The sequence below is a fragment of the Rhodocytophaga rosea genome (genome assembly GCF_010119975.1).
Taxonomy (GTDB): domain Bacteria; phylum Bacteroidota; class Bacteroidia; order Cytophagales; family 172606-1; genus Rhodocytophaga; species Rhodocytophaga rosea.
Map to the genome: position 1 here is coordinate 5,760,003 of NZ_CP048222.1, position 23,248 is coordinate 5,783,250.

The window sequence follows — 23,248 nt, forward strand, 5'->3', positions numbered from 1 at the left end:
AAAGTTTGGAATTGATTGAGTCATGAACAATATCATGCATGTAGATAGGCTACTTGTCTAAAAAGCTTGATTGATGTATGGATTTGGGAGTTAGCTACAATTTAACTACTGTTCTTTAAGTTGATTCTTTGTAAGATTAGCTAACAACATAAGTAGGGCAGATAAGGCCAAACAAAAACTACTTAACATTCCAAATGATACCTTTTCAAATTTAAAGATGAATACTATGATTGCTATTATTAATTCCATACACAATATATAAGCCAATACCTTTGCCCAGATTGTCTGATAAAAATTGCTTCGCTTAATAGGTAAATTATTCGTTGTTTTATTAAATCCTGCTAAATAATGAAAAAAACACCGGGTTATTTCTTCGAAAATATCTCTGTCTAAAGAATCTAAGTTAATCATTAGATACAATGGAAATCTTTTTCTGGGTTTGATAGTGAGGATAGCAAATACCCCATTATACTCGATGTCATAACTCTTAATTTCTGACCATTTTACCAGTGTATCATTGATACTTATACTTTGATCATCGATTTGTATACTTGCCTGATAGGTTACTAGCTTTTTATAGCAAAAATACAAGCTTAACATTCCTCCAATCCATATAAAAGAAAGCCATTCATTAGATACATTGAGAGATTGTTTGAATGTTCCAGAAAGTATACCTAATGCACCAAACCCTATAACAAGAAAGAGAATAAATCTAGTAGGAGAAACTAATCCCAACTTATATATATTCATTTTACCAAAGTGGCTAGATAATAAATTCTATCGTTTCTACAGAAGTTGTTCCAGACAGGTCATTTTAATATTTAATTCAATTTAATATTGAGCATTTGATTACTTTTTCTTCAGCCAGGAATACTGATTCAAAAACTTTTCTGCCTGGGTGGGTTGTACCATATGAATGAAAGCCCAATATCCTTGTGCATACCGCTCGGCATCTTTACCTAATTTCTGACTCATAGCGGCACTTCCATTCTTTTCCATCTGATGCAGAAATGCCCGGAAACGGCGGATATCCTCACGGGAAACCCTGGGCTCTGTTCCATTTACTACAGCACCAGTTACGGTCTGGCGTTGATGCTGGCGCATCACGCTAGTTTTTTCCTGGTTAATTTCAAACCCTTCATCTTTGATGATTTTATTCATCAAGCCTAACAGGGATTTGAGGTTATCTTCGGTTATATTGGTAGAGAAAACCAAGTCATCGGCATAACGGGTATATGTCCAGTCTAATTTTTCTCCTAATCTGGTGAGGCGGTGATCTAAATAACCTGTATCCCCGCACAAAATATTGGTAATGGCTGGTGAAGTACAGGCACCTTGCGGCAGAAAGCGTTCGCCTAAAGCAACAAAATACGCCTTCCCATCCAGGCTGGCTCCAATTCTGGTGGCATCGGTACAAACAAGCGCTAATACCGTAGCTATGCCTTCACTGTATCCCCATGATTTGAATAAGCCTTTTACTCTTGGGAATTTAACGGATGGGAAAAAATCCTTTAGATCTACCCTTACAACCGTATGCTTACCGGTATGCTTTTCGGCATTATGCCGGATGTTTTTTCCTGGCAAAAACGCCATGGCATTGGGGTGAATAGGTCTTTTATTCAATATATTTTCCAATATCCATTGCTGGGCGATACGCAGGGTTTTCTTAGGTGAGGCAATATTGCGCAAGCCTCCCTTTTTCTTAGGAATCTGAAACCTGGTATAATGATCAATACCTGCTACCCTGCGGTGATACGATAACCAGACCCATTGTTTCATTTCCAGTTTACTGAACTGAGCCAGATCTTCTAAGGTATGTAAAACCGGTAAACCTGCCTGCGATAATTTTTCTGTATCTGTTTCATCAAACCGCAAGCCTTTGGATACACCTTCGCCCAGATGATAAGGTGTTTTTTGTTTTTGTAAGGCTATTTCTGCTTTTTTTGCCTGTGATACCCTGGCTTTCTCCACCTTGCGGATGGCCCGTTTGGCTCTCACCCGTTCAATGCGGTTTTTGCGGATTTCCTTTAATAATGGCGTAATGTCTTCGGTGCCTTTCAGCTCAATATTCAGCTTTTGCAACTCGCCATTAATCTCATTGAGCCTTGTGTAACTATCCTGCAAGGTTTTGTATTGTTGCTGGCTGAGGTCCAGAAAACCCAGCCGGATCATTTCTTCGATTACGAAATAATCGCGGCCTAAACGCTGGAGCCGTGCCCGCCAGTTTTCTGTGGTAGAAGGAGTAAGTTGCATATTATAGCTGGTAATGGGTATAGAGTATATAATTGTAATTAATGATGAAGGTACACACCCCTACCCCTCTTGTTAGAGGGGAATTTGCTCCGTTATTCCTGTAAAACTTTAAACTATTATCTGATGATTTATAATACATTTTATAGATAAAAAGAGTGGATCGCATATGAATTCCCCTCTAACAAGAGGGGTAGGGGTGTGTATTTTAGCAAGTGAACATCAATGCATTTCTTATAAGAATATTATCTCGCTATCTGAATTAAAGAGGCCATAATATGTGCACAAGGACCCTGGCGTAACTTATTTCTGCGGTGAAAACTACAGGCACATTCGGCAAACCGGATTCGCCCATCCAGATCCAGGCGAAGGGTAGTTTTATACAAATTTTTGCCTTGCACTTCCAGATGGTATTCTTTGAGTCCATTTTCCAGACTGCTTTTATCAATTATGGTTACATGGCCTTCTTTCACCAGGGAGGCAGCATATTTCTGGCGCTCATCTTCTTCGGAATTACTGATTACCATTTCCTGGTTGAGCAATTGCCGCCAGCGGTAAGTATTATGCAAATGGTCGTACATTGCCTGCCCGTTCCGGCATAACTCCTGTAAAGCAAAAGTGGCAGCAGCCCTGTTTATTTGAAGCACTTCAGAAACCTGTTGCGGACTGAGGGCTAATTTATCAATCAATAGTTTTTCTACTTGTTTGATGTCTACCTGCAGGGTTTTACCAGCAGAGGCAATCAGGTCGAAGTTTCCTTTTTTTGCCCAGTCATTGGCTGTCCAGCCGGAAAGTCCTAAGTCGAAACGGTGTCCATCGAGTGCTATGGTCCAGTAGGAGGGCATTCCGGTACCTAATAATTTTACCTGTACCTGGTCAGTATAGGGAAGTAAATCCTTCAGCGTAAGCAATCTTCTGCGTCCCCAGATGCGGATTTCGCCTTCAAAGTCTCCCTGATAGGCTAGTGTGTCTTTGATTTCGATATTCCAGGGATCAATTACCAAAGTTGCTGCCTGCCCTTTTTTTAGCAGAAAACGGATGGAACGGGGGCCACCTTTTTCTTTTCTTTGCTCCAGTTGAGCAATTACCTGAGCCAGTGTCTGAGAGTGAAGAGATAATGAAACGCCCTCAATGGTAGAGGCCGATTGTACCTGCAAAAATCCCCGTACCCAGCTTTCGGGCAGATCTATTTTTTTCTCTACCGCAGCCCCCACATCTGTAGACAGTTCTACTTTCTCAAAAGCTACTTTTAACCAGGCAGGACGGTAACTACGAACCCGGTAAATTTCAGCAGCCAGTGCCGCACTGAAATCTATGTTGGTGGTGCCAAAGCGAGTTTCTCCGAACGTTTGTAACAAATTAGAAGGCACGGTTACCCGGCCATAACTAGATTCATCCTGTGAGAAACATTCAAATATCACGGCATCCGGGTGAACACTGATCACCGGGTCGAAGATGAATAGCTTCTCCCGGTCGTATTTTCGTACCCATTCATAATATTTACTGCGAGCTGCCCATATTTGTGTACGGATGGGTTTTACAAAGCTTTCAATGGTTTTTCTTTCTTCTTTCAGCTTGTTTTTCTGCTCATTCAACTTTAGTCTGCCGACTTCCATATTTTTCAGGTGTGCCGGCAGTTCTTCCAGGTATCGTTCCTGCACCCAGGCCTGATACGCTGAATGGTCTTTTACTTTGTTTCCCAAGTTACTCAATACTACCTGCCGCATGGCGAGCATAATTCTGGCATAACTCAGGCTATTTCCGATCAGTGCATCCAGTTGTACAGGCGGACGGGATTGTTCGGCCGAAAAGTTGAATTGCATGCCATCGGAGGTTGTGGCGACAGAACTGGGTTGAGTATAGGATTGGGTAAGTTGCATGGAGATTGAATGTTTTAAATTTTATGTAGTAGAATAAGCTGTTTGCTTAAACTCTTGCGCTGTCTTTACTTTTCTTTTGTATGCCCAAAAGAAAAGTAACAAAAGAAAAAGGCAGCATCAACAAAGCCTGTTTTACGCATGAATAGGCCAAGCCCACAAACCTCCGGCTAACGCACAAGGCCAAAACCGGCCACACTGTTGCTGCACCATCCACCGCACTCTTTCTGAATCTATATTTTTCAATTAGCATTTGCTTATAGATATTATTGAGCTGGACATAAAATAATTACTTCAACTCAAAGCCTGGGATTTGTTCGCCGGAAAGAGTGCGTTGGGTAAGTTGCCATATGGCCCATTCGGCATCCTGCTTTTGCTTGCTTTTTGCCATTTCGAGCAAGGTATCGGTAGCTAAAGTTGGGTTTTGTTGCTGGCGGTGCTTGATGTTTTCTTTGGCTTTGCGGCTTTTGTTTTTCATGCGCAGTACTTCCTTATCGAAGCGTTGCACAAAAGATGATTCTGCTTGCTGAGTGACTAACTCTTTGGCTACCCAGTTGTGTATGATGGGGTCGGCATGTTCTGATAAAAACTCGAGTAATTCCAACTGTTTCCGGTCTGTCCACTGCTGTTTCCGTTTATGAAAATAATCCATTCCTAATTTGCGGGTAGATGTATTTGGACTGTCGCACATGGCAAGAGTGGCTTCCCATTCTTTGGTAGAACCAGCTTCCAGTGTATCCAGATAGGCAAAAGCGGCTTGCTGGGTGGCAGGCAGATCGCTTTCCAATAATCGAATGGCGAAGGAAATACTGATCCCCAGGCTGGTAGCTTGTGTGAGTGCCAGGTTCCGGATGGATGGTAGTTTGTGAATACTGGCCTTATATAACTGAGCAGAATCTTTTGTAAAGATATTCAGATGTTTCTGCATCCATTGGCTAAGTAATTCTTCGACTGCAGGATGTTGTATCTCTAATATTTCGGAAGTGCTTTTCTCCAGAAACAGCTGCCTGAAGGCTTCATCCTGGAATAAGCGGGTAAGTAATAGATCGCCTGCCTCTGATTCTATTGCTTTTTGTAAGGCTTCACGCCAGAATAAACCAGGTTGTGCTACGTTTTTGATTCGATTCAGCACAGGTTCTTTTACCAGAAGCCAGGTGTCGTTGTGCAACGAAGCAAGTAATTCGAGTAAACTGGAAGGAGACGCATTGTTTAGTAAACTGGTAACAATGCTTTTATCTACACTTATGATTAGTTTAGGTTGTGTAGCCAGTAAGTGTCCGGCTTCCTCCAGAAACCATTTTTTTCGCTGTTCATCTTTCAACAGCGGCAGGTTGGTGAGCAGTTTTTGAAGGATAGCTGGATTGGCAGCCGCAGACTGAAATATATCTTTTACATAATCCCGTAGTACGATGCTTTCCTCCAATAGATAAAAAAGTATTTTCCAGAAAGCTTCATTGCCGCCATTTTCCGCCTGTTGTACGGTATAGAAGAAAGCGTTTCCAGCAAATATATGAATCGTCCGGATGGCTGGAGCAGCTCTTTGTAATACGTCTTTGCGTATAGCTTCTGAACAATGGCTTAGTAAAGGCAACCATCTAAGAGGCTCCTGTTTAAAACCTTGCCATAATTTCTGGAACAGGAATTTCTTGAATGCATCATTACCCCTTTCCAGAATAAAAACATATGCCTGATGAGGGAAACGGGTATTATCTGTTAATTCATAATCATAGTTCTTATAATATTTCTCAAATAACTCGGCTGCAGAACCAGACTGGATAGTATTCATTAAGTGAATCTCCAGTTTGGGCTGTTTTACACCCTTATACAGTTTTTCCCAGAAAGGCTGCAACATATAATAATTGTTCTGGAAATTGTTTTTTAATAGATCCCACCCAAATTGACAAACAATAAATGCCGGATGAAAAATAAAGGGCTTTGCAGTATCGGCAGATACTCTGGTATTTTTGAATTTATAGGTGAACAGTTGTGACAGCCGGGCTAATTGGTACTCTTTTGAGGCAGCGTTGAACCAGTTGAGAGCATCTTCTTTGGCTGCTTTTTCTGCGGAAACTAGTGTCCATTCTTCCAGATCTTTTATGCCGGAACTGAATAATATAGCTGCTATTTCTAAAATCTTACTGGCTTCCAGCTGTTGCTTCAAGTTTGCATGCAAAAATTGCAGTAACTCATTCGCTCTTCTGGAAGAAGATTCTCCTGCGGAAAGTTCGATTACCTGCTTGTGTAAGTAGGTGGCTACTTCTTCCCGCCAGGCGTTGGGTTGTTGACTAATATTTGATTGTAGAAACTCCTGTTGTGCCGCTTTAGTGCCATAGGCAAAAGTGCCAGCCCATTCCAATGCTGTCAGGCGTTTGCCTTGTTTATATTCACTGTACGTTTGCTGAGCAGCGGTTTGTTTGAGAATGAGGGATGGTATGTTGAAAAAACGGCTGATCTGTTCGCCTGAAAATACTGGCAACTTTTGCGTGTTACGAGTCAGGATTTTTACGGCAAATTCCTGGATAGGCCAGGGTATATTTTTGGAAAGCAATTGCCGGATGAAATCAATATGAGCATCCCATACCTGTGGCCGCCTTTCTTCGGGTTCAGGCAGCTGGTAAGTCATACTTTGGAATACAACTTTGCCACGGCCATGTCCTTGATGTGTAAGCCTGGGAGAATTTCCCAGTAGTATATCGGCGATTACCCAGCGGTAATTAAAATTTAGCTGAGTTCTATTTTCGCAGGCTGAAAGAATTTGAGATGTGATCTGAAAATACAGCGCATCATCTTTGAGTGTATTCAGAAAACGTCTGGCCCGGCGTTTCATATAGGCCATTGTTTTCTGGGTAGGATATGTTTCCTGTAACCCTTCAATCGTAGACTGATCTATGGCATGGATAATGGATGCAGTAATGGCTGCATCCTGAGTAGTTTCGTATTGTTTGTAAATGGTTTTGAGTACTTTCCAGTGATCTGGAGCAATAGGAGCGGTACGGATGTAGTTGAGTAAAGTTTGCCTTTCGATTTCGTTGGTGGCAGGAATAATGGCAAGCAGATCAAGCGGCTGGTTCATACGCAAATAATTGATCGTTATTTTATTGGCAACTCATGAAAGTTGCCTTTAATTATTCAATACAGATAAAAAAGCCTGCAAGGGTTGAAGCTTGCAGGCGATGGTATTGTTGAAATTTTTGTTACTAACTCTGCACAGGATTATCTTTCATTACTGTAAGCGGGTGGAGCTACCCATGGGTAGTAATTAGTCTAGACCAATTGAGCCACTGCTTATTCAGCGATTTTCTAACGAATTACTACCCATGGGTAGAGGAGCACGCTGAATGGCATGAATGTGTAATGAAGTATGAATAGCTTAACTACAACCACGGCGAAACACCGCAGCATTTATGCTAACAAAAACTTATATTTTCAACAATGAGAAAGAACGTTTGATAAGGCGAGTTTAGGGGAATTTGTCATAAAAATAAAACTATTTTGTATTTTATTTTTTGCTAACCTAGCCATCATAATTATGTGATTTTTATTGTAAATATTTGTTGGTTAACTATTTATAGTGTAGGTTGATCTGGATGTTTGCTATTTATAAAATTTCATTACATCTCCATTGCAATTACCCTATAAATTGCTTTACCAAAGGTAAAACTGCTTTCTGCATATCCATTCCAAACTTGTTGAATACTGCTTTTTCTCCATTTTCAAACGTGAGTTCAATCTGGAAAATATGGGCATTGTCTACTTCTAACTGTGTTGTCTGGAAGGCTACACCAGAAGCTTCTTTTTTCAATGTTTTCTCTCCTAACAATTGCGCACTGTCGTATTTGATAGTAGTAGTATTCCAGTTAGGCTGAGATAAAACCTGGGTCAGATTTTGCCGGGAAAGCGATATATTCCAGGTAAAAGTATAGCCAGAATTTTTAGTGAGAAGTTGATTGGCTACTTGCTCTTTTTTTGTCACATTAAAATAGCCAATGCTGCAACTGACTGGCGTTTTGCCCAGTAAATGTCCATACTTTTGCCGGAACTCCAGAGGAGGCCTTGGGTCGCTTGCCTGAGAAAAACCTTGCTGTGTTTTTTCAGCCATCAAACGGTTAAGTTCCTTAATAGCCAGGCTGTTTTTATAGAATTCAAATTGTTCCTGATTGCCATCTGTACCTATTTTTCCGCTGTAAATAGTAATGGATCTTTTCTCTGCCTTTGCTTCCCAGAATTCCTGCCCCAGTTCCATGTACACATGTTTTACTTCATTAGTATCTGCTCCGAACGAGTGCACATTAAACTTACCATTATTGCGGGAAGATAAATTATCTTGGCTTACAATAGCATTTACCATTTGCGATACCTGGTCCTGAAAAGCCTGAAAGCCCAGTCGGCGTAATTCATTTTTTACATCCAGTGTGGTAGTCGACTGATTCTGAGCTATCAGGTTATATACTACTTCCCGTACATCGTCAATGGTATGTGTTTTCATGGAGTTATTGGAGTTACCCAGTAAATTATTCAGGATGCGCTTGATCATAAGGAAAGGCCAATAGTCATTGGTATTCTGCCTTCAGAAAGATACTAAAAATTCAAAAATTCTAATTCACAGTTTTCACAAATGACCAATGACTATTGACCAATAACCTAATTTCTCACTTCGATCAGGTATTGAATGGCACACTGAGCCTGGTTGTACACAATATATTCATTATTGCGCAGATCAGCACCGCCTTCGGCAAACAGAGAATCCAGGTCTTTGCCTTTTTTCTTCAGATTTTCCTCCGTTAACTCATAACACCAGGCTGGTTCATGTTTCTGAATATGTAACTGTTTGCCTACGTGTACTTTATACAATGCTAGAAACCCACGGTCAGCGCTGCCCCTGGTCCAGTAGGAGCCGGAGAGAGAACTGTAGTTTAAAGATTTGCGGAATTTATCTGCAAAGTATAGTCCATAGCCAAACATTTTTCCGGTAATTACCGCATTCGCCGGGCGCAATACCAGACCAGTTTCCATAATAGAAATCCAGTTTTCGTTGCGGCTTCCATGCCAGAATAGTTCTTCCTTTTTATTGGGTTTAGCCGTAAACCATTCTTCATAGGCTTTCTGGCTTTTATGATTTTTTACCTTAAATGCCCGGTAGAATTTGCCTGCTTCTTCCTGCATCTTATCTTTAATCATCTCAATAATCTCTTTCTCTGTAACCGGCTCCACTTCCAGACCCATCGTTTGCAGAATATTGATCTTTTCTTTCTTGCCTTCAGTTGCTTCTTTTTTCCGGGCATTAATATCTACCTGTCCGCGCATTACGTCAAGGGTTGCCTGTTCATCGGCCAGTACTTTTTCTATCGCGTTTATTTCTTCCTTGGTAGCTGCCGACTGAATGAGATGGTCTTTTACATTGCCCATTTTCCGGGGAATAACTGCAAATAAACGCAGCAACCCATCATTGAAATCCTTCAGATCCATGCCCACTTTTATTTTCGCTACCACATTATCCAGCAAACGCTGTGCTTCTTCTACCTGCTTTTTAGTAACCTGTTCAGCCGTTACGTTATAGTTGGCGCTTACCGATTTTTTAGCATACTGCATCAGCATATTAATAAATTCCTGCACCGCCGGGTTATCTACATCTGCCAGTTCTATTTCGTCATCACTGTCTACAAACAGGTGTGTCTGGTCTTTATAACCTTTGTTTACTTTTTCACGATATTTTTTCTCCCATTCCCGCACAGGATAGGTCTGATACGCAGGTGTTCCGCCAACCCGGCCATAGGAAACTTTAAATGTGCCGTCGGCATTTTCTTTCATTTCGTAAAACTTGTTGTTGTTGTCGGAAGTAACCATAATCAGTTTTACCGTCCGTAGATTGGTACTCATAGCTTTTGGAATGAATGTGATGTGATTAGTTTAAAAATATCATTGTATGTTATGGTGGCGAAATAGAGTATTGCTAGTCGCAAGTATGGCTCAAGTTCAAGCTTTAGTTAAATTTAGCTAAGTTACCGGCTTTGCATGATGTTGTAGGCCGTTGTTTATCTTTTGATACTATTGATCCTGAACTGTATACTGATATTTAAAGAAATAATTTCCTACGAGAGTATCTCCAGGAACGGTAAGTTCATATAAAACACCTGTAATATCGTTAAGACCAATATGAGTAGGTTTAACTTTATACCTAAAACTTAAATCCTGAGATTTTGCAACTATAATAGTGTCAATAAGTTGGTTCTCATTGTCTAAAGGTCCAAAGTAAAGTGTAATTCTTGTATTTTTGAGATGAGTATAGTTTAGACCTATAGTCACTTTATGCTCTTCATTGAGCGGATAAAACTCTTTTATATCTTTAGGAATAACACTGATAGGTAGTTTGCTACCCATGAATACTCCATTTTCATGATAAGTCTTAAGGTAAATTACCTCTCCTTGCTGATGATAATATACTTTATGCAATTTACCACTCTTATAATATTGATAAGATAGGCCCTCAGACTTACCATTTTTAAAGTAACCTTCTAATTCTCTAACACCATTGTGGTAATATTTATAAAAAGGGCCATTATACTGGTTGTTTACAAAATTGACTCTATCTATTATATTTCCTATACTATCATATCTTATTGCTTCTCCTTCCATTTTACCAAGTTTATATGGGAATTTTTCTTTGATTTTCCCATTCTCATAATATGTAGTTAATAGCCCATGACGCACTCCCTTTATTGTAGGTACTTCTGCTTTTATGTTCCCATTTTTATAATACTCCCTCTCTTTACTACAAGAAATAAGATTGATAAGTATTACAACAAGAAGCGTATTTTTGATAGTGTTCATCTTTTTAATGGCCTACAATATGTAGATAGACGAATGTACAAGTATGAAAATAATCTTTTTAATGCTCCGGACTTTTTGAAAGCAATTCTTACATAATTCAAATCTTTGCATTTTTAGAGACTCTTAATTTTACTTTCCATGATAATAATTCCTTCTATCTTTAGCTGCAACATTTTACATATTTTATGCTAGGGGCAATTATTGGCGATATTATCGGTTCGGTATATGAAAAAAGCGGAATGAAAAAACCGGATTTCCCTCTCTTTGACACGGATTGCCGCTTTACGGACGATACCGTTATGACGCTGGCCATTGCCGATGCTTTGCTGCACAAACGAATATTCCGGAACAATATCCGCACATTCGGGCTCAATTACCCCAACAGGGGCTATGGCGGTATGTTCCGGGAATGGTTGCAGACAGAAAATGCCAAACCGTATAATAGTTTTGGAAATGGCTCTGCCATGCGGGTGAGTCCGGTAGGATTTGCCTGTAAGGAAATGGAAGAAGTACTGGATCTGGCCCTGAAATCAGCCGAACCTACACATAATCATCCGGAGGGTATCAAAGGTGCACAGGCAGTGGCCGCAGGTATTTTCTTAGCCAGGCAGGGAAAAAGTAAAGAAGAAATCCGTACGCATATAGAAGATACGTTTGGATATAATTTGCACCGGACGGTAGAAGAGATTCGTCCCGGCTACCAGTTTGATGTGACATGCCAGGGTTCTGTACCCGAATCTATTATTGCTTTTCTGGATAGTGAGGATGTAGAAAGCGCCATCCGGTTAGCTGTTTCGCTGGGTGGAGATGCCGATACAATGGCTGCTATTGCTGGTGCCTTAGCTCAGGCGTATTATAAAAAAATCCCACTTGACTTTATTTACCGCACTAGTCAGATTCTCACGCCTCCCTTGTGGAAAATCGTAGTGAGTTTTAATAAGAAGTATCAGATTTCAACTTCTAAATAGTAATTAAGCTGCTTGCTCGATATGGTGAAGTTTCTTATCAATTAAACTAAATCCTCCTCCTGTACCTGTGTAAAAGTTCTCAAATAAATTTTCATTTTCAGCATAAACAGCTCATTGCTATTTGTGAAGCCACTCGCCTATAAAAATGATTTACAGGCGAGTGGCTTTGGAACTTTCTGCCATTCTATGTGCTTACTTAAAGTGAAGCACCCTGAATTTGATGTTCTGTTATTAGGTTATTACCAGCAAATTTGCTTTTATAGAAATAGACATATTGGAAGAAATAGTTGAAAAAAATGAATAAAAAGAGTAATTTTACAATCATTTAGTATGTTCATACATATAAACAAACTATAGATAAGAAAGCGACTTATTTATCGAATGTAATCTGTAGTATTTTTAAAATATAATATAGCCATGAAGAGGCAACTTACCCAATTCCTGACATCCGCCAGCCTATTGATTTTTGGAATAGCTGTATTCTATGGTTCTGGTGGCTGCAAGCGTGAGCAGAAACCCATTGCTGATAGCTTGCAGGCTATGCTTCCGGCGAAGGTGGATTTTAATTTTCATATCAAACCCATTCTTTCCGACCGTTGTTTTGCCTGCCATGGACCGGATGTAAATAAAAGGGAAGCCAATCTTCGTCTGGATACAGAAGAGGGCGCATTTGCTGCTTACGACAGCCTGGGAACATACCATGCGATTGTTCCGAAAGACCTGGAGGCAAGCCAGGTATTCCAGCGCATTATGACTACCGATCCGGATGAGAAAATGCCTCCGGCTAATTCTAATCTCTCACTATCTAATTACGAAATTGCCCTGATTCAGAAATGGATCGAACAAGGCGCCGAATGGAAAGAACACTGGTCATTTATTGCTCCCCAAAAACCAGAAATTCCCAAAGTAAAGCAGGAGAAATGGGTAAGGAATCCGATAGATAATTTTGTATTAAGCCGCCTGGAGCAAAAGGGCTTACAGCCTGCTCCGGAAACCTCTAAAGAAACCCTGCTGCGCCGGGTGAGTTTCGATCTTACCGGTTTGCCACCTAGTGTTGCCCAGGTAGATTCATTTCTGAAAGATAATTCGCCCAATGCTTACGAAAATGCGGTTGATCGTTTGCTGGCTTCTCCGCATTATGGAGAGCGAATGGCCGTAGAATGGCTGGATGTAGCCAGGTATGCCGATTCACATGGCTATCAGGATGATGGCATGCGCAATAGCTGGCCCTGGCGTGATTGGGTGATCAATGCCTACAATAAGAATCTGACCTACGATAAGTTTATTACCTGGCAACTGGCCGGAGATATGCTGCCAAATGCCACTAAAGAACAAATCATTGCTACCTCATTTAATCGAAATCATCCCCAGACACAGGAAGGTGGCGTAGTAGATGAAGAATACCGCGTAGAATATGTGGCTGACCGTACCGCTACATTTGGAAAAGCATTTTTGGGCCTTACTGTAGAATGTGCCCGTTGCCACGATCATAAATATGATCCTATTTCACAGAAAGACTTTTTCTCGCTCTATGCCTTCTTTAATAATAACCACGATTCCGGTATTATTCCTTATAACGGTGAGGCTTCTCCTACCATTATCCTGCCGAGTGAGGAAGCGGAATCTAAGCTGAAATTCATCCGGGAGCAGATTACACCGCTGGAGAAAGTGCTGGAGCCAGAAAATTACCGCAAGAACTATGAAACCTGGCTTGTACAGGCAGAGAAAAATCCGGCAAATTATGCCAGAAATAACGCAGCATTAGTAGGCTGGTTTCCTTTTGAAGAACCACAGGATGCCAAAGAATATAAAAACAATGTGCACACTAAGCTGAAGGCCAAATTAGGTGGCGATCCAGATAAAAAACCAGTTATCGTTCCTGGTGCAGTTGGGAATGCCCGTAAACTCATTGGCGATGCCGGGATAGATTTTACCCGTGAACTTGACTTCGACCGTCATCAGCCATTCACCGTCAGTATGTGGACAAATGTGTACAAACTGGGAGAAGAAGGTACCATTTTTGCCAAGTGCAACGGAGAATTTGAGGGCTACCGGGGTTACCGGGTATTACTGGAAAAAGATGGTTCGCTTTCAGTAAGTTTCAGTTATGTATGGCCTGCCAACTGCATCGACCTGGATATTGAGGAAAAATTAACTCCCGGCAAATGGCATCATTTAGCCCTTACCTATGATGGAAGCAGCAAAGCCTCTGGCGTAAAATTGTTCCTGGATGGAAAAGAAACCAAACGCACGGTTATTATCGATAATCTGAATAAGAGCATATTATACGGCGAGAAAAAAACGCACTGGTCGGATATGCCTTTTATGATTGGAAAAGATATGCGGGGTAGTATTAAAGATGTGGGCGTAGATGAAATGATGGCTTTTAAACGCCAGCTTTCTGCCCTGGAAGTGCAGGAATTATACGGCCAGAAAGAAGCAATTGCAGCTGTGATAAAAACCCCTAAAGCCCAGCGCACGCCACAACAGCAAACCGCTTTATTTGAGTATTACCTGCTCAACCATGATACAGAATATGCTACGCAGTTAGCTAAAATTACCAAACTCCGGGATGAAGAAAACCAGTTGATTACCGACCAGCCGGAAGTAATGGTGATGCGGGAAAGAAAACACCTGAAACCCACTTTTATTCTGGACAGGGGCGCTTATGATTCTCCTAAAGAACAGGTACAGCCTAATACGCCAGCCAAATTAGTAGCTTTAGATAAAAATGTACCTAAAAACCGGCTTGGTCTTTCCAAGTGGCTGCTGGATCGCCGCCATCCGCTTACTTCGCGAGTTACCGTAAACCGTTTCTGGGCGATGTGTTTTGGAAATGGCTTAGTAAGTACGGTGGATGACTTTGGGAACCAGGGTAGTTTGCCTACACACCCGGAATTACTGGATTACCTGGCTACGCATTTTATGGAATCGGGCTGGGATATAAAGGCTTTTATGAAAATGATGGTGATGTCAGCTACTTACCGCCAATCTTCTCTTCCTTCCAAACAAGCTTTGGCACTTGATCCGGATAATACATTATTCAGCCGGGGGCATAGTTTCCGCCTGAGTGCTGAAATGATTAGGGACAATGCGCTAGCTGCCAGTGGATTGCTGGCAAGAAAAATCGGTGGCCCCAGTGTGTATCCCTATCAGCCAGATGGAATCTGGGAAGCGCTCGCTACCAGAAATAAAACGCATTATGAACAAGGCAAAGGAGATGATCTTTACCGCAGGAGTTTATACACCGTCTGGAAGCGCAGTTCTCCGCCTCCTTCTATGATGAATTTTGATGCGCCAGACCGGTATCTGTGTGTGGTGCGCCGCCAGAAAACGGCTACACCGCTTCAGTCTCTGGTACTGATGAATGATCCGCAATATGTAGAAGCTTCCCGAATACTAGCCGAACGTATGATCAAAGAGGGAGGAAGCGCACCAGAAGACAGGATTACCTTTGCCTTCAAAGCCTTAACCAGCCGCTTACCGAGAACAGAAGAAATCAATTTAATGAAACAATTGTATGCAGAGGAACTGGCTGATTTTCAGAAGGAACCCGGAAGGGCGAAAGAATTGTTAACTACTGGGGAGTACAAACGGGATATGAGTTTAAATGCCAGTGAAGTTGCCGCTTGTACCATTATTGCTTCGAGCATTATGAACTTCGATGAGTTTGTAGTGAAGCGATAATAATTGATGGAGAGGCGATAAGATAAGGAGTAAAACAGTACGGAATAGATGGATTGTATTATCATTTTCAACTTTCCATTTGACCAAAGACCAGATACAAACGACTAAAGACTTATATAGACTATGTCCGATTTTCATCAGCAGATTACACACCAGTTGAACCGCCGGGAATTCCTGAAGGGAAGTGTATTGGGATTAGGTGCCGCTGCCCTGGGTTCGTTATTAAACACAGGTATGGCCAAAGGGGCTGCTCATGCTGCCAGTGATGATCCCAGCCATATGATTCGGCATTTTGTGCCCAAAGCCAAACGAGTAATTTATTTGTTTCAGAGTGGGGCACCCTCCCAGCTGGAATTGTTTGATTATAAGCCGAAATTAAAAGAAATGTTTGGACAGGAACTGCCTGCATCTGTTCGGGGTAACCAACGTCTCACCGGCATGTCATCCGGACAGCGGTCGTTTCCGCTGGCGTTTGGTAAGTTTAACTTTGCCCAGCATGGCAACAGCCGTGCCTGGATCAGCGATTTATTACCCTATCACACGCAGATTGCGGATGAAGTTTGCTTTATCAAATCCATGCATACCGAAGCCATTAACCATGATCCGGCTGTTACTTTTGTACAAACTGGTTCACAGCAGGCCGGCCGGCCTAGTTTTGGTTCGTGGGTAAGTTATGGCTTGGGTTCAGATAATGAAAATCTTCCTTCTTTCTGTGTATTGCTTTCCAAAGGAAAAGGGGGTGATCAGCCGCTATATGCTAAATTGTGGGGAAATGGATTCTTGCCTTCTGAGCATCAGGGGGTAATGTTCCGTTCCGGCAAAGATCCGGTATTGTATCTGAATGATCCTTCTGGTATTGACCGGACCAGCCGCCGCCGGATGCTGGATTACCTGGCTAAAATGCACCAGGAGCAATTCAAGCACGTACTCGACCCCGAAATTAATTCCCGTGTTTCACAGTACGAAATGGCTTACCGGATGCAAACCTCCGTTCCTGAAACTTTAGATATTTCCAGAGAGCCGGATTACATTTATGATATGTATGGTCCGGATTCCAGAATTCCTGGCACTTTTGCTGCCAATTGCCTCTTAGCCCGCCGTCTTGCCGAACGGGATGTGAAGTTTGTACAATTGTATCACCAGGGCTGGGATCAGCATGGCAACCTGCCGAATGATATTAAGATTATGGCCAAAAGCGTAGATCAGGCTTCGGCTGCGCTGGTAAAAGATCTCAAGCAAAGAGGTTTACTGGAAGATACGTTGGTGGTTTGGGGCGGTGAATTTGGCCGGACCAATTATTCCCAGGGCAAACTTACCCCTGAAAACTATGGCCGTGATCACCATCCGCGTTGTTTTACAGTCTGGATGGCAGGTGCCGGTATCAAAAAAGGTTTCAGCTTCGGCGAAACCGACGATTTTGGTTACAACGTTGTAAAAGACCCGGTTCATGTACACGACTTCCAGGCCACAGCCATGTACTTGCTGGGTATCGACCATGAAAAACTCATATTCAAACATCAAGGCCGCCGGTATCGCCTTACTGATGTAGCTGGTAAAGTAGTAAAAGAGATTATGGCGTAAGGATAGATTTTAATATGATACAAATCCCCACGATGCTTGTGGGGATTTTTATTTTTATTGCCTTATATGATTGGACTTGCTTAATTGTTTGTAGCGGCCAAGCAACACAAACCAGCATAAAGACGAAATCATAAAAATAATCAACCCATATGCGGTTGGTATCATAGATATTTGTAATCCTCCGGCAATAATATGTGGTTTTACTTCCTGCGTTGAACCGGAGATATACTGCAACATCTGATAAATTCCCATTGTTTGTCCTAGCATTCCCCAGGCAAAACACAAACTTCCGGTAAATAAAATGGCATGTAATCCTGTTTTTAAAGAATCTGTGGGTGCATCCTTTTTTACAAATAAATCATAGGCTTTTTTACTAATCAGCATGATACTAAGAATAGCCAGCAGGCTGATAGGTATCATAAACTGCATTCCGCCTGAAATAAATAATTCCATCATATAAGCTCCTTTCGTTTTAAATTAATTTTTACAAGCATATACAATAATAGATTTGAAAAAATGAGAAGTAGCCCAATAGATAAGTTACTCTGGAATTAAACACCTATAGGTGAATATATGCTAAAAACTATTGTAAAGCCTTCAAAACCAGTTGTAAAATTGCTGTTCGTCTATAATCTTAAAGATGGATTGGAAAAAGAGTCGGAAAAATAGAACTTAGGAAATATTTAAGATAATTCGATGAGTTTTCCGCTGGAACGATTTTTTTACGGAAAATACAAACTGCCAATACATATTCTTTTCTGGGGGATAGTATTGCTCTTTTATACCATATTCTATGGCCACCAGCGCCAGGAATACTATAAGACTTTTGTATATGTATGCCTGCTGCTTCCGGTTACCATGGGGATTACCTACCTGATGATCTATTTTCTGATTCCAAGGTTTCTGCTCAAACGCAGGTATGGTTTATTCTCTTTGCTATTTAGTTATACTTTATTATTGTCTGTCTGGCTGGAATCAATTATTATTTCAATCGCATTTATTACCATTGCCGAATACAAAGTGGCTAATCTGAATCCGGCTACTTTCGATATATTCTTTCTGATTGTAAGTATGTATCTGGTGGTGTTTCTGGCTATTGCTATCAAATTACTGAAGCAGTGGCACGTTATTCAGCAGGCCAATCACTTGCTGGCAAATGCCAGATTAGAAGCGGAACTGAAGCTGAAAGAAGCCGAGCTCAGCCTGTTGAAAGCCCAGATTCATCCACATTTTTTGTTTAATACGCTTAACAATCTATATGGCCTTACTCTGGAAAAATCGGAAGAAGCCCCTGAAATAGTTCTGAAAATTTCGGCTTTACTGGATTATCTGTTATACAAATGTAATTCGCCCAAGGTAGCACTGACACAGGAAATTGAGTATATTCAAAACTATCTCTCGCTTGAAAAACTCCGGTATAACGAAAATCTGGAAGTTCATTTTATAGTGAAAGGCAAAGTGAAGCACAAACTGATTGCCCCGATGTTGATTCTTCCCTTTGTAGAAAACAGCTTTAAACATGGAGTAAGCCATGAACTTGATTCTACAGGCATTAGCATAAATATATTAGTGGAGGGAAATTGTTTGCAGCTACAGGTGATCAATTCTAAAGTACCAGGGCTTGTAAATACTCCCCAACAGTATACTTCAGGAATTGGCTTGCAGAATGTGAAAAAGCGCCTCGATCTATTGTATGCGGATAAGTATCAGTTGAACATACTAGATCAGGAGACCCAGTATCAGGTTCAATTAAAGTTAGAGCTGCAAGAAAGCCAGTCAAATGTAAATACGTACAGGATTATATAGTTTTAAACTTCAGATATACTTTGAAAACTTCCTGCCTCATTATAGATGATGAACCTATTGCGATAAAAGTCATGCGTTCGCATCTGGAAAAAATTCCCAGTATAGAAGTGAAAGCTACCTGTGCACATGCCTTACAGGCGTTTGAAATGCTGCAACATACCAAAATAGACCTATTGTTTCTCGATATTCAAATGCCGCAGCTGACAGGTATTGACTTTCTGAAATCACTTGGTGCGCCTCCCAAAGTGATTTTTACTACCGCTTACCGCGAATATGCGGTGGAAGGATTTGAGCTGGATATTGTAGATTATTTGCTCAAACCCATTTCGTTTGAACGGCTATTAAAAGCACTTAACAAATATTATAAACTAACAGCTGCCAGTTTACCTGTCCTGCAAGCTGCTCACTCTCCTGTGAACGAAAGCTATATGTATGTAAAATCTGAGAGGAAGGTTATTAAAGTGAATTTAGGTGATATTTTTTTTATTGAAAGTTTAAAAGATTATGTAAAAATCCATACAAAAACCGGCATGATCATTACCAAACAACAGATCAGTTCTTTTGAAGAAAAACTTCCGCCAGAGCAATTTATCCGGATTCATAGAGCTTATATCGTCGCTGTAGCCTATATCAAAGCATTTACTGCTGACACCATCGAAGTGATGCAGCATGAACTACCTATTGGCCGGAGTTATAAAAGCTCAACCCTGCATTTTCTGAACTATAAAGCAGATTAAGAATATTACTCACTTTTTTCCTAATGATACAAGGTTTGCCAGAATACGGTAGGCACCTGGTACTCCATAGGGTAATTGCCGGTGTAAGGCATACGCAAAATAAGTATAATTTCCCTTGCCATAAGTTGCCATGAGCCAGCCACCTTTCTGGGGAGCTTGACCATGATCCTGAGTAGAAATAATAGGTGTATAGGCAGCATCCCAGGTGGAAAAAAACTTAGAACCCCGTTGCTCTACCCAGTTATCAAAATCTGCCAGGGTAATTTTGTTGGGCGTATTTAGTGCCGGATGCGAAGCTGATAGAATTTGAATGGAGCTGTTTTCTTCAGAGGTTTCTTCTGCATTAAAAGGCAAGCTGGCAGTATAGGGAGCCATTTTTTCGGGGACAAATTCCTGTGTCTGGTATAATACAATCAGGTTTCCTCCGGCTTTTACATAGTCCATCAGGCGCTGGTGATAAGTCTGCAGTTCTGGCCGTACGGCATAAGCCCTGGTTCCGATAAGAATTGCATTAAAATTTTGCAGATCTTGGGCAGCTAAATCATTTGCACTTAGCAATTGTACTTTTGCCCCTAGTTGTTCCAGGCCTTTCGGTACATCATCTCCGGCACCCATGATATAACCAATCGTAAGTCCTGGTGCGATTTTTACATCAATCGCACTCACATGAATAGTCGACGGGCGGAAAAGCAATTGATAATCCAGGTCCTGGTGTTCAATACGGGTATAGCCCATCGAAAAATCTTTTCCATTCACAGTAGCAACAGCCGAAAGTTCATAGGTTTGCTTACCTGTTTTGGGTATGGTCAATTGAAATGTATAGCTGTTCTTTTCACCAGCCTTTGCAAATGCAAAAGGGGTTTGCTCTGGGGTGATCTTCCATCCGGAAGGTGCTTTCAAACGGAGTTTTCCATTTATATTTCCATCTGCATTACTGAGCAGTTCGACTTGTAGCGGAATAGTTACTGGCTTATCGGAAAGGGGGATAACAGCAGAGGCAGGCTGCACATTTACGGCAATTTCCGGTAATACTTTCAGCGTATATAAACTATAGCCATACGGCAGATTCACTTTGCGGGTGAGTACCGGCTGTTGTACCTGTATTTTTTCGTTACCCATTATATATGAACTTACCGCCATTACCACAGGTGGTTCCAGGGGCAAAGGATAGGCAGATTTCTGTTTGAGCTGATAGCGGTTTTCCTGCAAAGAATTTCGTGTGAAATAGGCTTGTGAAACCGGCGTATTGGCAGCTGCTGTAACTGTAAATAGTTGCTCTGTTTTTTCATGTGGTTCTAAACGTTGCGCCGCAACTGTACTTGTTTGTACTTGCCATCCGGAAGGCATCTGTAAAGTAATATTCCCGGCTTGCAATAGCTGGTTGCTGTTATTCACTATACTAACCTGTACCTTAAAAGTCTGTCCTGGTACAACTGCTTCCAATACTGGGGGTGGCTGGTAAAAATGTTCTGTTCCTGTAAAAGACATGGGTAATGCCATTGCTTGAATCTCAATACCTGAGGCAGCATGAATTGTTTCCAGCACCTGCCGTTCTTTAATCTGCATCAGAAACAGCGCTTCTTTTTGGGATTGGCTCAGCGAAATAGCTTTTCTGAGGTTCGATAAAGCCGAAGTGAGGGGAGGAATAACAGCTGATAATTGAGCAGGCTGAAAACCGGCTATGGCTTTTTTTATATCATTTTCTGCCTGACTGAGCAAATCAATTAACTCTTTGGGTGCTGTTTCACCAGTTAGTTTGAATATGCCTGGCAGTGAGGTGTCTATTCCTTCAAAAAAATCTTTTTCCTGGACTGCATTCTTAGTATCGAGCCTTTCATAATATGGTCTGGAAGAACCAGCCATCTGAAACCGTACACCTCCGAACTGCGACCGGTGGAAGCTATAGCCCAGAAAAGCAAAATTCCCGTAAGTATCTCCCAGCCAGGGCGAGTATTCACCAGTTTCTACACTTACCTGCCAGGGTTCGTCCGCTTTTACGCCGCCCCGGTATACTTTCAGCGCTTTCCAGGGCCGCAAGCCTTCAGTAATTTGTTCGGGAAAAACGTTTGGATCACCTGCCAGCCGGAAGGCTTCTGGCGTTAATTCGCCGGCTGCCTGGTGATTGCCATGCCCATCCCGCTCAGACCCATGAAACCTGGAAACAATCACCATCGGCCTGTTGATGCGGATCACACGTACCATTTCTTTTAGCACTTGTTCTTTGCCCCATTTTTCATAGGCTTCCTCTACCCGTTTGGAATAGCCGTAATCGGCAACATCTGTAAAATATAAGTCATCTAAGCCATAATAAGCACCAGCCAGCAATAATTCTTCCGTACGGAGTAAACCGAGGCCATCAAAGATTTCACTTCCCAGTACGTTTGCTCCGCCTTCTCCCCGGTTTAAGGATAATAAGGAAGTGCGTACTCCTTTTCCCCGGCTGAGTTGCGTAATCATATCAGCCTGTTCATCGTCGGGATGGGCTACCGTGTGTAATACACTGGCGGTAGTAGTCAGTTTTTGTAATTTTTGCCACACTCCAGACATGCCCTGGTCTTGTGGTATATTTCTGGCACCTGTTTTACCAGATTGTAAATTCAGCACATGGCCAGGCAAAGACGGAAAGTCTTGTGCCGAAACTGGTATAATCAGCAGGCAGTATATGAGCAGGAGGCTTGTTAAATATTTCATGGAGAGAACACCAGACGTAAGGGAGTGTAACAAACCATAATTTAATAGATTCTCCTATAATTTGTATAAGTTGCCAAACAAATGCCGCTAACAAAAGCTATTTGTGAGCGTTTTGTAAATGAACCAAAAGATACTATTTCAATATGATCAGATATATTCTTTTATATAGTTGCTTTTTGTTTATGCTGGGAAGTTGTAGTGAAAATAACAGCAGCCGGGGAATCGATAGTAAAGAGGTAGCACAGGAAATTAAAAACCGGGAAGTGAGGCATATTCCACAGGCGCAAATTGTAGAAACTGCTACCCAGAAAGGGCAACTTATATCCGATACGATACAGGCGACACTCACCCATACTTTAACCAGAGTGTTACAGGAGAAAGGAATTGAAGAAGCAGCAAAATATTGCAATCTTGAAAAGCTTGAATCTGTAAAAGGACTAGAAAAACAATACCTGGCAACTATCAAAAGGGCTAGGTTGAAGGGTAAAAAATCAGGCCAGAAGCTCAATGAGATGGAAGCCCAGTTGCTGGATGCGTACCGGTATAATGCAGAAAATAACCTGCCCCTGGAAAATAATGTGCAAAAATCTGGTCCGGAATACCTGCTTTTTACGGCTCCGATTACTTTAAATAATAGCGTTTGCCTGAAATGCCATGGAAAAGTAGGACAGGATATTTCAGAGAATGATTGGCTCATCTTACAAAAAGCCTATAAGTTGGATAGTCTGGTAAATTACCAACAAAACCAGCCTATAGCTATCTATAGTATTTTATTCCAAAGGAAAGGTATTATTGCTGATTTGTAATAGCACTGTTTCTTGTG

Annotated in this window: 15 protein-coding genes; 6 read left to right on the top strand and 9 right to left on the bottom strand. The window is 41.5% G+C overall.

Annotated features, from left to right (window positions below; genetic code table 11):
* Positions 1-105: 105 nt before the first annotated feature.
* The 7 genes from GXP67_RS23835 to GXP67_RS23865 form a co-directional block, all read right to left on the bottom strand.
* Positions 106-750, bottom strand: a complete 645-nt coding sequence (locus GXP67_RS23835; protein ID WP_162445435.1) for a hypothetical protein — start codon at positions 748-750, stop codon at positions 106-108.
* Between the two features lie 99 nt (positions 751-849).
* Positions 850-2,253 carry a reverse transcriptase family protein gene (locus GXP67_RS23840; protein WP_162445436.1) on the bottom strand — a complete coding sequence of 468 codons (1,404 nt, stop codon included), beginning with the start codon at positions 2,251-2,253 and terminating at the stop codon, positions 850-852.
* 242 nt (positions 2,254-2,495) lie between these two features.
* Positions 2,496-4,130, bottom strand: a complete 1,635-nt coding sequence (locus tag GXP67_RS23845; protein WP_162445437.1) for a hypothetical protein — start codon at positions 4,128-4,130, stop codon at positions 2,496-2,498.
* Positions 4,131-4,416: 286 nt separating this feature from the next.
* Positions 4,417-7,200: a hypothetical protein gene (locus GXP67_RS23850; RefSeq protein WP_162445438.1), complete on the bottom strand. Its 2,784-nt coding sequence runs from the start codon at positions 7,198-7,200 to the stop codon at positions 4,417-4,419.
* Between the two features lie 555 nt (positions 7,201-7,755).
* The gene (locus GXP67_RS23855) at positions 7,756-8,661 is read right to left on the bottom strand and encodes a WGR domain-containing protein (RefSeq protein WP_162445439.1); all 906 of its coding nucleotides are present in this window, start codon (positions 8,659-8,661) and stop codon (positions 7,756-7,758) included.
* A gap of 107 nt (positions 8,662-8,768) precedes the next feature.
* The gene (locus GXP67_RS23860; RefSeq protein ID WP_162445440.1) at positions 8,769-10,004 is read right to left on the bottom strand and encodes an ADP-ribose polymerase; all 1,236 of its coding nucleotides are present in this window, start codon (positions 10,002-10,004) and stop codon (positions 8,769-8,771) included.
* Positions 10,005-10,172: 168 nt separating this feature from the next.
* Positions 10,173-10,955 (bottom strand): toxin-antitoxin system YwqK family antitoxin, encoded by a 783-nt coding sequence (locus tag GXP67_RS23865; protein ID WP_162445441.1) that lies wholly within the window; start codon positions 10,953-10,955, stop codon positions 10,173-10,175.
* A 185-nt stretch (positions 10,956-11,140) separates the two neighbouring features.
* On the opposite strand from GXP67_RS23865, the gene GXP67_RS23870 reads away from it, so the two are divergent.
* The 3 genes from GXP67_RS23870 to GXP67_RS23880 all read left to right on the top strand — a co-directional run bounded on the left by GXP67_RS23870 (position 11,141) and on the right by GXP67_RS23880 (position 17,191).
* A complete protein-coding gene (locus GXP67_RS23870) occupies positions 11,141-11,923 on the top strand; it encodes an ADP-ribosylglycohydrolase family protein (protein WP_162445442.1) in 783 nt (260 codons plus the stop codon).
* Positions 11,924-12,340: 417 nt separating this feature from the next.
* Positions 12,341-15,610: a DUF1553 domain-containing protein gene (locus tag GXP67_RS23875; RefSeq protein ID WP_162445443.1), complete on the top strand. Its 3,270-nt coding sequence runs from the start codon at positions 12,341-12,343 to the stop codon at positions 15,608-15,610.
* A gap of 123 nt (positions 15,611-15,733) precedes the next feature.
* Positions 15,734-17,191: a DUF1501 domain-containing protein gene (locus GXP67_RS23880; protein ID WP_162445444.1), complete on the top strand. Its 1,458-nt coding sequence runs from the start codon at positions 15,734-15,736 to the stop codon at positions 17,189-17,191.
* A gap of 54 nt (positions 17,192-17,245) precedes the next feature.
* Here the strand turns inward: GXP67_RS23880 and GXP67_RS23885 are convergent, their stop codons facing one another.
* The gene (locus GXP67_RS23885; protein WP_162445445.1) at positions 17,246-17,647 is read right to left on the bottom strand and encodes a MotA/TolQ/ExbB proton channel family protein; all 402 of its coding nucleotides are present in this window, start codon (positions 17,645-17,647) and stop codon (positions 17,246-17,248) included.
* A gap of 240 nt (positions 17,648-17,887) precedes the next feature.
* Between GXP67_RS23885 and GXP67_RS23890 the strand changes: the two genes are divergently transcribed.
* Both GXP67_RS23890 and GXP67_RS23895 read left to right on the top strand, forming a co-directional pair.
* Positions 17,888-18,997, top strand: a complete 1,110-nt coding sequence (locus tag GXP67_RS23890; RefSeq protein ID WP_162445446.1) for a sensor histidine kinase — start codon at positions 17,888-17,890, stop codon at positions 18,995-18,997.
* Between the two features lie 20 nt (positions 18,998-19,017).
* Entirely contained in the window at positions 19,018-19,734 is a 717-nt protein-coding gene (locus GXP67_RS23895; protein WP_162445447.1) for a LytR/AlgR family response regulator transcription factor, read from the top strand.
* Positions 19,735-19,743: 9 nt separating this feature from the next.
* Here GXP67_RS23895 and GXP67_RS23900 read toward each other — a convergent pair whose 3' ends face one another.
* Positions 19,744-22,425: a PIG-L family deacetylase gene (locus GXP67_RS23900; RefSeq protein WP_162445448.1), complete on the bottom strand. Its 2,682-nt coding sequence runs from the start codon at positions 22,423-22,425 to the stop codon at positions 19,744-19,746.
* A 143-nt stretch (positions 22,426-22,568) separates the two neighbouring features.
* Between GXP67_RS23900 and GXP67_RS23905 the strand changes: the two genes are divergently transcribed.
* Entirely contained in the window at positions 22,569-23,231 is a 663-nt protein-coding gene (locus GXP67_RS23905; RefSeq protein ID WP_162445449.1) for a c-type heme family protein, read from the top strand.
* Positions 23,232-23,248: the final 17 nt, after the last annotated feature.